Genomic DNA, 13,396 nt, shown 5'->3' with positions numbered 1-13,396 from the left:
GCCGGGAGGATGTGGTGCGTCAGGGGTCGCGTTCCGCGTGGGAGGCGAGGCGTTCCAGGGCGCGCTTGAGCGTCGGGTCCTCGACGTCGGCGGCGCAGCTCGAGAGCTCGTCGGCGGCGTGCGCAGGCAGGTGGCGTGTCTGGCGTGGCGGCACCTTGGCCGGGCGTACCGGGCGGACCTTGAAGTCGAAGCCGGTCACCGCGGCGAAGCCCGGGAGTTCGTGAAGCAGCGACAGCAGGCGCGACTGCTCGTAGCGCAGCCGGGTCAGCCACACGGCGCGGTCGGTGATGACCGTCAATCGCCCCTGGTGGAAGCCGCCCACGAACAGATGCTCGCCGAGCTCGCTCGGCAGGTGGTCGCGCAGATGCTGCTGGGCCTGTTCGATCAGTCGGGCCCGCCGCATCAGGTTACCCAGCTCACCGCGACCGTTCAGCACCTGGGACATGGGCTGGGCTCGCCACCGCTTAACCTTTATACTCATCAGCTTGATTCTCGGGTCCGGCCCGGGTGGGGAATCGTCGACCGTGTCGTCGACGGCCTTGGAACGCATGAGCCTAGCACAGGCACGGGAGTCCCTCGACAGCATGGACAGCCTTACCGCGGAGACAGGTCCGTCAGCGCCCGCCGAGCATGCCTCGGTGGAGCGCCGTCCATCGGGCCGCCGGACGCCGCGCTGGTGGCTGGCCGGCCTGCTGGTCGGTTGCCTGCTGCCGGCGGGGCTGTCGCCGCTAGGGGCGGCGACGCCGGTCGAGCGCGTGATCCAGGTCTGCATTCTGGCGCCGGCGCTGATCCGGGCCAGCTCTCGCCTCCAGGCACGCCGGCGCGCCCGGCGCCGCTGGCCGGTCCGCCCCCTTCCTCGCCGTGCCGGCCGGCTCGCGCTGCGCCTGCCCAGCGTCGCGCCTCGGCAGCGGGCCGTGGCGGCGCATGATGTCCTGACCCGCCGCGGGCCGCCGCGGGTGCTTCTCGCCTGAACGACGAGCGGCCGGGAGTGCGTCCCGGCCTTGAGCACCCCAGCGATGGACCCTTCATGATCAACAACCTGTTACGCAAGGTCGTCGGTTCCAAGAACGACCGCGAAGTCAAGCGCATGGGCCGCACCGTGGCCCGCATCAATGCCCTCGAGAAGGATCTCGAGACCCTCGACGACGCCGCGCTCCAGGCGCGCACCGCCGATTTCCGCGAGCGCCTGGACGGCGGCGAGTCCGTCGACAGCCTGATGCCCGAGGCCTTCGCCACCGTGCGCGAGGCCAGCAAGCGGGTGATGGGCATGCGTCACTTCGACGTCCAGATGATCGGCGGCATCACCCTGAACGGCGGTCGCATCGCCGAGATGAAGACCGGCGAGGGCAAGACCCTGGTCGCGACCCTGGCCGTCTACCTCAACGCCCTGCCCGGCAAGGGCGTGCACGTGGTCACGGTCAACGACTACCTGGCACGCCGCGACGCCGACTGGATGCGCCCCCTCTACGAATTCCTGGGCCTGACCGTCGGCACCATCTATGCCGGCCAGACCCCCGAGGAGAAGCGCGAGGCCTACGGCTGCGACATCACCTACGGCACCAACAACGAGTTCGGCTTCGACTACCTGCGCGACAACATGGCCTTCTCGCTGGAGGACAAGGTTCAGCGCGGGCTGCACTACGCCATCGTCGACGAGGTGGATTCCATCCTGATCGACGAGGCGCGCACGCCGCTGATCATCTCCGGTGCCGTGGACGAGAACACCGAGCTGTACAAGGTCGTCGACCGGCTGGCGATCCACCTGGCGCCCTGCACCGATGAAGAGGACCCGGAGAGCGGTGACTTCACCCTCGACGAGAAGCAGAAGCAGGTCGAGCTCACCGAGGGTGGCCATCACAAGGTCGAGCAGCTGATGCGCGACGAGGGCCTGCTCGGCGAGGAGGATTCCCTCTACGCCGCTCAGAACCTCAACCTGCTCCAGCACATGCATTCGGCGCTACGCGCCCGCCATCTCTACCAGCGTGACGTCGACTACATCATCAGCGACGGCCAGGTGGTCATCGTCGACGAGCATACCGGTCGCTCCATGCCGGGTCGGCGCTGGTCCGAGGGCCTGCACCAGGCGGTCGAGGCCAAGGAGGGAGTGACCGTCCAGCGCGAGAGCCAGACGCTGGCCTCCACGACCTTCCAGAACTACTTCCGCCTCTACGACAAGCTGTCCGGCATGACCGGTACCGCCGATACCGAGGCCTTCGAGTTCCGCCAGATCTATGGCCTGGACGTGGTGGTGATTCCCACCAACCGGCCGCTGGCGCGCAAGGACCAGAACGACCTGGTGTATCTCAGCGCCGAGGAGAAGTTCGAGGCCATCATCGAGGACGTCAAGGTCCAGACCGAGGCCGGTCGTCCGGTGCTGGTGGGTACCGCCTCCATCGAGACCTCCGAGTACCTGGCCGAGCTGATGAAGCGGGCGGGTATCCGCTTCAACGTGCTCAACGCCAAGCAGCACCAGAGCGAGGCGCAGATCATCGCCCAGGCCGGGCGTCCCGGGGCCATCACCATCGCCACCAACATGGCCGGCCGTGGTACCGACATCGTGCTGGGCGGCAACTGGGAGGCCGAGGCCGCACAGCTCGAGTCGCCGAGCGAGGACCAGATCGAGCGCCTCAAGGCCGAATGGCAGGAGCGCCACGAGGCGGTGCTCGCGGCCGGCGGCCTGCACGTGATCGGCTCCGAGCGTCACGAGTCGCGGCGCATCGACAACCAGCTGCGCGGCCGTTCCGGCCGCCAGGGCGACCCGGGCTCGACGCGCTTCTTCCTGTCGCTGGAAGACAACCTGATGCGGCTGTTCGGCTCCGAGCGCGTGCAGAAGCTGATGCAGGCCCTGGGCCTGGAGCGCGGCGAGGCGATCGAGCACAAGATGGTCTCCAACGCCGTGGAGCGCGCCCAGAAGAAGGTCGAGGGTCGCAACTTCGACATTCGCAAGCAGCTGCTCGAGTACGATGACGTGGCCAACGATCAGCGCCGGGTCATCTACGAGCAGCGCAACGAGATCCTGGCCGCCGACGACGTCTCCGAGAACGTCATCGGCATCCGCGCCGAGGTGCTCGACGAGGCGATCAGCGAGTTCGTGCCGCCGCAGAGCCTGCCCGAGCAGTGGGACCTGGCCGGCCTGGAAGATCACCTCAAGACCGAGTTCAACCTCGAGGCGCCGGTGCAGCAGTGGGCCGAGGAAGACCAGCGCTTCCATGAGGAGCAGCTGCGTGAGCGTCTCCACGAGATGCATCGCCAGGCCTACGACGAGAAGGTCGAGATCGCCGGTGCCGAGCTGATGCGTCGCTTCGAGAAGCAGGTCATGCTGCAGGTGCTGGACACCCGCTGGAAGGAACACCTGCAGTCCATGGACCACCTGCGCCGGGGCATCCACCTGCGTGGCTACGCCCAGAAGAACCCCAAGCAGGAGTACAAGCGCGAGTCCTTCGAGCTGTTCCAGACGCTGCTGACCAACATCAAGTCCGACGTCACGCGTATCCTCAGTCACGTCAAGGTGCGTCAGCCGGAAGAGGTCGAGGCCCTGGAACGCCAGCGGCGCGAGTCGCTGGAGCGCGAGAAGGCGGCCGCGGCCAGCCGCCACGACGCGCCCGAGGGGGCCGAGGCGGACACCGAGCAGGCCGCCGCCGCGGCGCCGGCCGGAGAGGCCCGCCCCCAGCGCCGCGAGGGCCCCAAGGTCGGACGCAACGACCCGTGCCCCTGCGGTTCGGGCAAGAAGTTCAAGCAGTGCTGCGGCAAGCTGAGCTGATCGGTCGGGGGCCGGGCGAGCGTGCCGCGCCGGCCCCGCCAAGCGAATTCATACAGGAGACAGACGATGGCAGTGGGCCCTGCAAGCTTTCCCGAGATGCCGGTGATCGATGGGGTGCGCCTGGGCACGGCCCGGGCCGGGATCAAGGCCGCCGATCGCCGTGACCTGGTGGTGATCGAGGTGCCCGAGGGCGCCGCCGTGGCGGGCAGCTTCACGCGCAATGCCTTCTGTGCGGCCCCGGTGACCGTGGCCCGAGAGCACCTGGCGGCCTGCACCCTGCACGGCGAGGCGCCGCGCTACCTGGTGATCAACACCGGCAACGCCAACGCCGGCACCGGCGAGACCGGGCTGCGTGACGCGCGGGCCACCTGCGCCGAGCTGGGTGGCCTGGCCGGGGTGGAGGCCTCCCGCGTGCTGCCGTTCTCCACCGGCGTGATCGGCGAGACGCTGCCCATGGAGCGGCTGCTGGGCGGCCTGCCCGAGGCGCTGCGCTGCCTCGACGAGAGCGCAGCGGGCTGGGCCGCGGCCGGCGAGGGCATCCTCACCACCGACACCCGGCCCAAGGGGGCCAGCGTGACCGTGCCGCTGGGTGACGAGACCGTCACCCTCAACGGCATCAGCAAGGGCTCGGGGATGATCAAGCCCAACATGGCCACCATGCTGGCCTTCGTGGCCACCGATGCGGCCATCGCCCCGGCGCTGCTGGATGAGCTGCTGCGCGAGGCCGTGGAGCGCTCCTTCAACTGCATCACGGTGGACGGCGATACCTCGACCAACGATGCCTGCATGCTGATCGCCACCGGCCGCGGCGCGGCCATCGACGATGACCGACGCCTGGCGGTGTTCCGCGAGGCGCTCGACCGGCTGATGATCGAGCTTGCCCAGGCCATCGTGCGTGACGGCGAGGGCGCCACCAAGTTCGTCGGCCTGCAGGTCGATGGCGCGGTGACGCGTCAGGAGGCATTGGACGTGGCCTTCACCGTGGCTCACTCGCCGCTGGTCAAGACCGCACTGGCCGCCAGCGACGCCAACTGGGGCCGGATCCTCGCCGCCGTGGGGCGGGCGCCGCTGGAGGACTTCGACGTCGAGCGCGTGGTGATCGACCTCGGCGAGGTGCGCCTGGTGGAGAACGGCGGCCGGGCCGCCGGTTACACCGAGGAGGCCGGCAGCGAGGTCATGGCCCGCGAGGAGATCGCGATCCGCATCGACCTGGGGCGCGGCGAGCGCAGCGCCACCGTCTGGACCACGGATCTGACCCGGGAATACGTCGCCATCAACGCCGATTACCGCAGCTGAGCGCGGGGCCCGGCGTTCCCGGTTCGCATCAAGAGAGCAATCCCCCGCGCGTCGGCGCGGGGACAAGTGGGATAAGGTGAATGAACGCAATGGTCAAGAGAAGGGTGCATGTGGCGGCCGCCGCCATCATCAGCGCCGATGGTCGTGAGGTGCTGCTCGCCCGGCGCCCGTCCAACGTCGATCAAGGCGGCCTCTGGGAGTTCCCCGGTGGCAAGCTGGCGCCCTATGAAACGGGCCTCGAGGCTCTCAAGCGCGAGTTGCACGAGGAGCTGGGGGTGGAGATTCATCGCGCCCAGCCGCTGATCCGCATCCACCACGAGTACACCGACAAGCACATTCTGCTCGACGTCTGGCAGGTTCACGACTTCGCCGGCGAGCCCTTCGGGCGCGAGGGGCAGGCGGTGCGCTGGGTGCCGATGGAGGAGCTGTTCAACTATCCCTTCCCGGCGGCCAACGTGCCGATCCTTCGCGCGGTGATGCTGCCCACCGAGTACCTGATCACCGCCGAGGAAGAGGACGAGTCAGTGTTCCTGTCACGGCTGGAGCGGGCGCTGGTCGAGGATGGCGTGCGCATGGTGCAGCTGCGGGCCAAGGATCTGGACCGCGAGGGCTACCTGGCTCGCGCCGAGCAGGCCCTGGCGGTATGCCGTCGTCACGGTGCGCGGCTGATGCTCAACGGCGAGCCCGAGCTGCTCGACCAGGTGGATGCTGACGGCATCCATCTGACCAGCGCGCGGCTGATGAGCCTGGATCGTCGTCCGCTGCCCGAGGGCAAGTGGCTCTCGGCCTCGACCCACGACCGCGAGCAGCTGGACCAGGCCCATCGCGTCGGCTGCGACTTCGCGACCCTGTCGCCGCTGCGCACCACGCCTTCGCATCCGGAAGTGGCGCCGATCGGCTGGCACGATTTCCAGCAGCTGGTCGAGCATGCCGGCATGCCGGTGTTCGCGCTGGGTGGCATGACCCGCTTCGACGCCAATCATGCCCGCGCCGTGGGCGCCCAGGGCATCGCCTCGATTCGCGACTTCTGGAAGTAATCGGCGCCGAGCGACAAGAAAACCCCGAAGGACAGTCCTTCGGGGTTTTCTTTTGCTTCAGGCAATTTCAGGCGCTCGACGTGCCGCTAGTCCCGATAACGGCGGGTCAGGTCGCCATAGGCGTCGACACGCCGGTCGCGCAGATAGGGCCAGATGCGTCGCACTGCCTCGCCGCGCTCCATGTCCAGGGTCACCAGCAGCCGCTCGGCCTGCTGGCCGGCGTGGGCGAGCAGTTCGCCCTGGGGGCCGCAGATGAAGCTGCCGCCCCAGAAGTCGATGCCCGGGCCGATGCCGGAGTGGTCGCTCTCGTGGCCGACCCGGTTGGCCACCACCACCGGCAGGCCGTTGGCCACCGCATGGCTGCGCTGGATCAGCGTCCAGGCGTCCTTCTGGCGTGCCTTCTCGTCGTCATCGTCCTGCGGGTCCCAGCCGATGGCGGTGGGGTAGAGCAGCAGGTCGGCGCCGGCCAGGGCCATCAGGCGCGCGGCTTCCGGATACCACTGGTCCCAGCACACCAGCAGGCCGAGGCGGCCCAGCGAGGTGTCGATGGGGGTGAAGCCCTCCTCGCGAGCGGCGTCATGATCGCCCGGGGTGAAGTAGAACTTTTCAAAGAAGCCCGGATCGTCGGGGATGTGCATCTTGCGATACTGGCCGACCCGGCCGTGGCCACCGTCATAGACCACGGCGGTGTTGTGGTAGAGGCCCGGGGCACGGCGCTCGAACAGCGAGCCCACCAGCACGATGTCGAGCTCGGCGGCCAGCGCCGCCAGCCGCTGGCCGGTGGGGCCGTCCAGCGGCTCGGCCAGGTCGAACAGGGCGGTGTCCTCGAACTGGCAGAAGTAGTGGGTGGCGTGCAGCTCCTGCAGCATCACCAGCTGGGCGCCGGCGCCGGCCAGCTCGCGGATGCCGGCCTCGCTCTCGGCCAGGCTCCGGGCCTTGTCGGGCCAGGCCGGCTGCTGGACCAGGCCGACCTTGAGGGTGCGGGTCATGATGTCTCTCCTTCATGGCGGCGAGCCCCGGCCAGGGTGCCGCGGGGCAGCTGCATGGTCAGGCAGTGCAGGCTGCCATGCTGGCGGATCACGGTGCCGCAGTCGATGGGCACGATGTCGCGGTCCGGGAAGGCCTCGGCCAGGGCGGTGAGGGCGCGCGCATCGGCGGCGTCGCCGTAGGTGGGCACCAGCACCGCGCCGTTGATGATCAGGAAGTTGGCGTAGGTGGCCGGCAGGCGGCGACCGTCCTCGGCGTCGAAGCAGGGCGTGGGCCAGGGCAGCGGGATCAGCCGGTAGGGCTCGCCGTCGGCGCGGCGCAGCGCGCGCAGCTCGTCCTCCATGGCGGCCAGCGCAGGATGGTGCGGGTCGGTGTCGTCGTCGCAGCGCACGTAGGCGATGGTCCGCGGGTCGCAGAACCGGGCCAGGGTGTCCACGTGGCTGTCGGTGTCGTCGCCTTCCAGATGGCCATGGGCGAGCCACAGCACCCGCTCGGCGCCCAGCTCCTCGGCCAGCCTCGCTTCGATGGCGGCCCGGTCGAGGTGCGGGTTGCGGTTGTCGTTGAGCAGGCAGGCCCCGGTGGTCAGCAGGGTGCCCTGGCCGTCGCTCTCCAGGGCACCGCCTTCGAGCACCAGGTCGTGGGAGACCAGCGGCGCGGCGAAGACGCCGGCCGCGGCGAGGCGGCGGGTCAGGCTGTCGTCGCGGCTGGCCGGGAACTTGCCGCCCCAGCCGGTGAAGACGTAGTCGAGCAGCACGAGCTCGCCGTCACGTTCGACGGTGAGCGGGCCGTGGTCCCGGGCCCAGGTGTCGTCGGCCTCGGCGACCTGGAGAATGAGGCGCTCGGCGGAGACGCCGCGATGATAGAAGGCCTCGGCCAGCCGGGTGCGGGTGGCGTCGTCCGGCACGGCGATCAGTACCGGCTGGTAGCGGGCGATGGCCACTGCCAGGGTCTCGAGGGTCGCCTCGATGTTCGCCAGCAGCGGCGCCCAGTCGCTGTCGGGACTCGGCCAGGTCAGTTGCACGGCATCCTGGGGATGCCATTCGGGGAGCAGGCAGACGGCCATGGCAGGCCTCCTCGATGAAGGAATCCGGCGCAATGTAGGGGGCGGTGCGTCGGGATGCAAGTCCGACGAGGCCGTCGGCTTCGCGGTCGGCGAACCCGGGGGCCATGCCTCTGTCGGGCGTTTTCCCGCGTCGTCGAGCCGGCAAGGTGCAGTCATCGTGCAAGCCTTGCCTCCCCGATGCAGGGCCGGCCAAAAACACGTACCATGAGCGCCCGCCGACAAGGAATGCTCAAATGCTGGATCGTCTGCCTCTCCTGATCGGGTTGCGCTACGTGCGGGCCAAGCGACGCAACCACTTCATCTCCTTCATTTCCCTGACCTCCATGCTGGGCCTGACCCTGGGCGTGGCGGTGTTGATTCTCGTGCTGTCCGTGATGAACGGCTTCGATCGCGAGCTGCGCGAGCGGGTGCTGGGCATGGTGCCGCACACTCGGATCGAGGTGCCCTCCGGGCTCATCGACTGGCAGCCGCTGGCCGAACGCCTCCAGCAGCGCGAGCACGTCATCGGGGCGGCGCCCTATATCCAGCAGCAGGGCATGTTCTCGGTGGGCGGTCGCAACAACGGCGCCATGGTGAACGGCATCGAGCCCGAGTGGGAGAAGCGCGTCTCGATCGTCGACGAGCACATGGAGCGGGGAAGCCTCGACGACCTCCAGCCCGGCGAGTGGAACGTGGTGCTTGGCTCGATGCTGGCACGCCAGCTCGGGGTGACGGTGGGCGATCGGGTGACCCTGCTGGTGCCCGAGGCCTCGATCACGCCGGCCGGGGTCTTCCCGCGCCTCAAGCGCTTCACCGTCAGCGGCATCTTCAGCGTCGGCGCCGACCTCGATGCCAGCCTCGCCTACGCCAACATCGCCGACATGCAGACCCTCGCGCGCATGGGCAGCGACGTGGGCGGGCTGCGCCTGGAGCTCGACGACCTCTTCCAGGCCGGCAGCGTGACCCGCGCGATCATCGACGACCTGGGGCCGGGCTATCGCGGTCTGGACTGGACCTATACCCGGGGCAACCTGTTCCAGGCGATCCAGATGGAGAAGCGCATGATCGCGCTGCTGCTGACGGTGATCATCGCCGTGGCGGCCTTCAATATCGTCTCGACCCTGGTGATGGTGGTCACCGACAAGCATGCCGACATCGCCATCCTGCGCACCATCGGCGCCACGCCGCGCTCGATCATGGGCATCTTCATGGTCCAGGGGCTGGCGATCGGGGTGATCGGCATCCTGATCGGGGTGGGGCTCGGCGTGCTGCTGGCGCTGACCGTCTCCGACATCCTGGCCTTCGTCGAGTCGGCCTTCGGCATCCACTTCCTCGATGCCGGCGTCTATTTCATCAGCGAGCTGCCCTCGCAGCTGCTGTGGTCCGACGTGGGCCAGATCGTCTCCGCGGCCTTCGTGCTGACCTTCCTGTCGACCCTCTACCCGGCCTGGCGCGCGGCCCGGGTGCAGCCTGCCGAGGTGCTTCGCTATGAATGATCCCGCCATGACCCAGGAGATCGACCGTCCGGCCTCAGGGCGCGAGGTGATGCTGGCCTGCGACCGCCTGACCCGCGTCTATCGCGAGGGGCCGCGCGATCTCACCGTGCTCGACGAGCTGGCGCTCGAGGTGCGCGCCGGCGAACGGGTGGCGGTGGTCGGCAGTTCCGGCTCCGGCAAGACCACGCTGCTCAACCTGCTGGGTGGGCTGGATCATCCCAGCCGCGGCGAGGTGCGCATCGCCGGGCAGGCGCTGCACGAGCTAGGCAACGCCGCCCTGGGGCGCTTTCGCAATCGGCACATCGGCTTCGTCTACCAGTTTCACCACCTGCTGGCCGAGTTCACCGCCGTGGAGAACGCCGCGCTGCCGCTGATCGTGCGTGGCCATCGGAAGAAGGACGCCGAGGCCAGGGCGCTTACGCTGCTGGAGCGGGTGGGCGTGGCCGAGCGGGCCGACCACAAGCCCGGCGAGCTCTCCGGCGGCGAGCGGCAGCGGGTGGCCATCGCCCGGGCGCTGGTCACCGACCCGAGCCTGGTGCTGATGGACGAGCCCACCGGCAACCTCGATCAGACCACCGCCGCCAGTATCCTGGGGCTGATGGATGAGCTGTCCGCCAGCGCCGCCTGTGCCTTCGTGATCGTGACCCACGATCCGAGCCTCGCCGCCCATCAGGACCGGGTGCTGCGCCTCGACGCGGGTCGCCTGACCCAGGACGCGCCCGCCGCCTGAAGCGCGGGCGGGCCGGCTGTCGACCTTTCCCGGCGCGATTACCTTTCTCGAGCGCGGTCGCCCAGCCGGTCCCGGCGGCGCCGCGCTCGACGCTTCCAGCTGCGCGAGACCTGCCAGCGCCACGCCAGGCGAATCGCCACGCTACCCAGGAGGCCGGCCAGGATGGCCGCCACCAGCGAGCCCGCCGCCAGCGCCGGCAGGGCGTCGATCATCTGAGTGGCGATCCATTCGGTGGACAGGCGGGTGGGGGCCTCCCGGGCGGGCAGGTCCAGCAGCCAGGCGCCCAGCCGATAGTTGCCGTAGAAGATCAGCGGCATGGTCAGGGGGTTGGTGATCCATACCAGGCCGATCGACAGGGGCAGGTTGGCGCGCAGCGCCCAGGCGCCCAGGGCGGCCAGCACCATCTGGCCGGGAATCGGCAGCAGCGCGCAGAACAGCCCGACGAAGAACGCATTGGCCACGCTGCGGCGCGACAGCATCCACAGCGAGGGGTTACCGATCAGGTGGCTCAAGAAGCGCAGTGAGCGCTGGCGCCTGAGGGTCTCGGGATGGGGCAGGTAGCGCTGCAGGAGACGGCGCGGCATGGGGATGGGCTCGCGGCTTCGGTATGCGCGCTATTATCCATACAAGCCCGCTCCCTCGCCATGGCGTCGCTCAACGCCAGGCCGTCATGCTGTCGCGGGCGCTCCGCTCAGGGATGATGATGCCCATGGCAACCGGACTGGCCCTGCCGCTCGCGCTGGCGGCCCTCCTCGGCACGCTGATCGGTGCCCTCGCCGACCAGGGCGCCTTCACCGCCTGGCCTCAGGCCGTGGGCCTGTCGCTGCTGGTCGGGCTGGCGGCTTGCCGCTGGCGCCTGGTGCTGCTGCTGTCGATGGTCGCGCTGGTCGCCGGCCAGCTGAGCGTGTTGCGCGGCGGCGAGCTGCCCGATGGGCTGACACGCCAGGACCTGGCCGTGGAGGGGCGACTGACGTCGGTGGTCCGGGAGGGTGTCCTGACGCGACTGACCCTGGCGGTGAGCGACTGTGAGCCGCTGGCCGCGGGCCTGCCGCGCTGCGATCGGCTGTCGCGGGTGCGGCTCAATGCCTACGACGCGCCGGTCATGAGCGTCGGCGAGCGTTGGCGCCTGACCGTCCGGCTGCGTCCGCCCGCGGGTTTCGCCAATCCGGATGCCTTCGACTATCGCGCCTGGCTGCGCCGGGAGGGTATCCACGCCACCGGCTACGTGCGCGAGGCGCCGCCACCGGCGCGTCTCGAGGCGGCCGACGGCTCGATTCGTCGATGGGCCCTCGCCCGGCTCGATGAGCGTGATCTTTCCCCGCGCACGACGCGCTGGCTGGCGGCGCTGACCCTGGGCGTCGGCGAACGGCTGAGCGATGACGACTGGGCGCTGCTCAATGCCAGTGGCACTACCCATCTGATGGTCATTTCCGGGTTGCATGTCGGCCTGGTGGCCGGCGTGGCCCTGTGGCTGTCGCGCGGGGTGTCGCGGCTCGTCGCCCCGGGTCGCTGGCGGATGGCGATCTGGCCCTGGTGGGCCGCCGGGGTGGCGGCGGCGGCCTACGCCTGGCTGGCGGGGCTCGAGCCGCCCGCGCTGCGGGCGATGATCATGGCCCTGGTCGGGCTCTGGGTGGCCAGCGGGCGACATGCGCCCGGGCCCTGGCAGGCCTGGTGGCTGGCGCTGGCCCTGGTAGTGATCCTCGATCCGCTGGCGGTCTGGCGCCCCGGCGGCTGGCTGTCGTTCGGCGCCGTGGCCTGGCTGATCCTGATCTGGCAGGGGCGGCCTCGCCCCATAGGGTGGCGCGGCTGGCTGTGGGCCCTGGTGCGCAGCCAGCTGCTGCTGGCGCCGGTGATGGCGGGGGCGGTGTTGCTGGCCTTCGACCGGTTCGCGCCGGCGGCGCCGCTGGTCAACCTGGTGGCCGTGCCGCTCGTCGGCAGCGTCATGGTACCGCTGGGGCTGGCGGGCTGGGCCCTGGCCTGGGTGCCGCCGCTGGCGGATCTCGCCTGGTCCGCGTTCGGCACGCTGGCGGAGGGGCTAGCCCTCGGGCTCGAGACAGCGGCACGCCTCGCGCCGCTGCAGGAGCCGGCGCCGGCCGTGGCTCAGGCGTTGGGCGTGGCGCTGGTCCTGATCGGCCTGCTGTGGGGGCTACCGGGCCTCGCCGGGCGATTGCGCCTGGCCGGCACCGCGCTGCTGCTGGCCTGCGGTACGCTCGGGTTGTCGCCATCCTCGCCAGCGCCCGGTGAGGTGCGGGTGCGCGTCCATGACGTGGGGCAGGGGCAGCTGGTGGCCCTACGCACCGCCCGCTACCGGGCGCTGATCGACACGGGGCCGCGCTTCCCCTCCGGCTTCATGCCCCTGTCGACGCTGTGGCCCGAGGGGCAACGCTTCGACGATGTCATCGTCAGCCATGCCGATCTCGATCATGCCGGCGGCGTCGAGGCGCTGATGATGGAGCATTCCGTCGGGCGCTACCTGGCGCCGCCGGGCAGCGCGCTGCCGGTGGCGACGGAGCCCTGCGTGGCGGGGCTGGCCTGGCAGCGTGACGGGGTGGATTTTCGCGTGCTCTGGCCGCCCGCGGGGGCCGCGGGGCTGTCCGCCAACGATGGCTCCTGCGTGCTGCTGATCACCGCGGGCCAGCAGCGGCTGTTGATCACCGGCGATGCCGGTGTGCGGGTGGAACATGAGCTCTTGGCGTGGCTCGAGGGGCCCATCGAGGCGCTGGTGGCCGGGCATCACGGCAGCGCGACCAGTTCCAGCCCCGGTTTCCTGGCCGCCGTCAGGCCACGGCAGGTGATCTTCAGCGCGGGCCGGGACAACCGTTTCGGCCACCCCGCGGCGTCGGTGGTGCGTCGCTTTCGGCGACTCGGCAGCTGTCTGTGGAACACGGCCCAGGACGGTGCCGTGACCCTGTGGCTGGGCGGGGAGGGGCGGGTCGAGCCCGCGCGCCCGGCGGCCTGGCGGCGCGGCGGTGTCGGACGCGGGTGCCTTGCGTTAGAATCGCCTGCAATGACGCCGGAGGCGCCGGTGACTGCTCGAGGGAGGTGACC

The 13,396-nt window shown here is 70.1% G+C and carries 11 protein-coding genes; 7 read left to right on the top strand and 4 right to left on the bottom strand.

The genetic code is table 11. The annotated features are described in order from the left end of the window. Positions 1-19 precede the first annotated feature (19 nt). Positions 20-445: a DUF721 domain-containing protein gene (locus QWG60_RS10835; RefSeq protein WP_081945697.1), complete on the bottom strand. Its 426-nt coding sequence runs from the start codon at positions 443-445 to the stop codon at positions 20-22. A 103-nt stretch (positions 446-548) separates the two neighbouring features. Here QWG60_RS10835 and QWG60_RS10830 point away from each other — a divergent pair, with 103 nt between their 5' ends. From QWG60_RS10830 to QWG60_RS10815, 4 genes are all read left to right on the top strand, one after another. Beyond that, complete coding sequence (locus QWG60_RS10830) at positions 549-971, top strand: hypothetical protein (RefSeq protein WP_237022364.1); 423 nt, start codon at positions 549-551, stop codon at positions 969-971. Positions 972-1,027: 56 nt separating this feature from the next. Further along, positions 1,028-3,760, top strand: a complete 2,733-nt coding sequence (gene secA, locus QWG60_RS10825; RefSeq protein WP_106488759.1) for a preprotein translocase subunit SecA — start codon at positions 1,028-1,030, stop codon at positions 3,758-3,760. 66 nt (positions 3,761-3,826) lie between these two features. Then, on the top strand, positions 3,827-5,056 hold the full coding sequence (gene argJ, locus QWG60_RS10820) for a bifunctional glutamate N-acetyltransferase/amino-acid acetyltransferase ArgJ (protein ID WP_106488760.1): 1,230 nt from the start codon (positions 3,827-3,829) through the stop codon (positions 5,054-5,056). A gap of 89 nt (positions 5,057-5,145) precedes the next feature. Beyond that, on the top strand, positions 5,146-6,093 hold the full coding sequence (locus QWG60_RS10815; protein ID WP_035599407.1) for a Nudix family hydrolase: 948 nt from the start codon (positions 5,146-5,148) through the stop codon (positions 6,091-6,093). Positions 6,094-6,179: 86 nt separating this feature from the next. On the opposite strand, the gene QWG60_RS10810 is transcribed toward QWG60_RS10815, so the two are convergent. Both QWG60_RS10810 and QWG60_RS10805 read right to left on the bottom strand, forming a co-directional pair. Next, positions 6,180-7,082, bottom strand: coding sequence for a carbon-nitrogen hydrolase (locus QWG60_RS10810; protein WP_146907365.1), 903 nt, complete (start codon positions 7,080-7,082; stop codon positions 6,180-6,182). After that, complete coding sequence (locus QWG60_RS10805) at positions 7,079-8,143, bottom strand: agmatine deiminase family protein (protein ID WP_146907367.1); 1,065 nt, start codon at positions 8,141-8,143, stop codon at positions 7,079-7,081. The genes QWG60_RS10810 and QWG60_RS10805 overlap by 4 nt, the downstream gene beginning before the upstream one ends. Positions 8,144-8,376: 233 nt before the next feature. On the opposite strand from QWG60_RS10805, the gene QWG60_RS10800 reads away from it, so the two are divergent. Further along, on the top strand, positions 8,377-9,618 hold the full coding sequence (locus QWG60_RS10800; RefSeq protein WP_146907369.1) for a lipoprotein-releasing ABC transporter permease subunit: 1,242 nt from the start codon (positions 8,377-8,379) through the stop codon (positions 9,616-9,618). Continuing rightward, positions 9,611-10,348 (top strand): ABC transporter ATP-binding protein, encoded by a 738-nt coding sequence (locus QWG60_RS10795; RefSeq protein WP_046079738.1) that lies wholly within the window; start codon positions 9,611-9,613, stop codon positions 10,346-10,348. The genes QWG60_RS10800 and QWG60_RS10795 overlap by 8 nt, the downstream gene beginning before the upstream one ends. A gap of 38 nt (positions 10,349-10,386) precedes the next feature. On the opposite strand, the gene QWG60_RS10790 is transcribed toward QWG60_RS10795, so the two are convergent. Next, positions 10,387-10,932, bottom strand: a complete 546-nt coding sequence (locus QWG60_RS10790) for a DUF2062 domain-containing protein (RefSeq protein WP_035599421.1) — start codon at positions 10,930-10,932, stop codon at positions 10,387-10,389. A 125-nt stretch (positions 10,933-11,057) separates the two neighbouring features. On the opposite strand from QWG60_RS10790, the gene QWG60_RS10785 reads away from it, so the two are divergent. Beyond that, a complete protein-coding gene (locus QWG60_RS10785) occupies positions 11,058-13,394 on the top strand; it encodes a DNA internalization-related competence protein ComEC/Rec2 (protein ID WP_146907372.1) in 2,337 nt (778 codons plus the stop codon). Positions 13,395-13,396: the final 2 nt, after the last annotated feature.

Source organism: Halomonas halophila (assembly GCF_030406665.1).
Taxonomy (GTDB): domain Bacteria; phylum Pseudomonadota; class Gammaproteobacteria; order Pseudomonadales; family Halomonadaceae; genus Halomonas; species Halomonas halophila.
The sequence above is the reverse complement of the archived record's forward strand: the minus strand, read 5'-3'. Positions and strand labels throughout refer to the sequence as shown.